Here is a 760-nt window from a genome sequence, read left to right on the forward strand (position 1 = left end):
TAAGCTTTCCGTTTGGCTTTCTCTTCACTTGGCTCGTTGCTTTTCAGCGTTCTACTTCGTAGCGAGCACCCCGTGTCGGTGGATGCGCATTATAGGGAAATCGAAACTCAGCGCAACCCCTTTTTTGAAGAAAAGTGAGAAAAACGGTGCATTCGGACAAAATACAAACAAAAAGGTGTTTTTTGATATGTTTTCGAGCAGATATTCCCCTTTAAATAAGGTGAAGTGAGCCAGTTTAACTAAGCTCCCTCCTTTTCTCATATTTCAGGCATTAAAAAAGGCCACCGAAGTGACCTTTTTTTATAATGCTTATTGCATTAACTAAAGTCGATATTACTCACGATAGTTGCAACTAGCACCAACATTGCCTTGTGGAAGGCGCCACCTTCACATGATGACTTTCACTCAGGCATTAAAAAAGGCCACGCTCTTTATTAGAGAATGGCCTTTTTCACAATGCTTATTGCATTAACTAAAGTCGATATTACTCAACGATAGTTGCAACTAGCACCTACATCACCCTGTAGAGAGCGCCACCTATCGTGCAAAGGATAATGACACAGTGCTTGCACTGGCATTTCCTTTGCGCAAGGTGAATTGAGCCAGTTTAACTGAACCCGCTACTTTTCTCATATTTCAGACATTAAAAAAGGCCGCCTGAGCGACCTTTTTCACAGTGTTACTGCAATCTGTAGATTATTCTACGATTGTAGCTACAACACCAGCACCAACTGTACGGCCACCTTCACGGATCGCGAAA

Annotated in this window: 1 protein-coding gene; it reads left to right on the forward strand. The window is 42.4% G+C overall.

Going from position 1 to position 760, the window contains the following annotated elements:
- Positions 1-229: hypothetical protein (locus C3B51_RS23845; protein WP_206076675.1), on the forward strand; the 229-nt coding region annotated here is incomplete at its 5' end.
- Positions 230-760 lie beyond the last annotated feature (531 nt).

The organism is Pseudoalteromonas rubra (genome assembly GCF_004212645.1).
GTDB classification, from domain to species: Bacteria; Pseudomonadota; Gammaproteobacteria; order Enterobacterales; family Alteromonadaceae; genus Pseudoalteromonas; species Pseudoalteromonas rubra_G.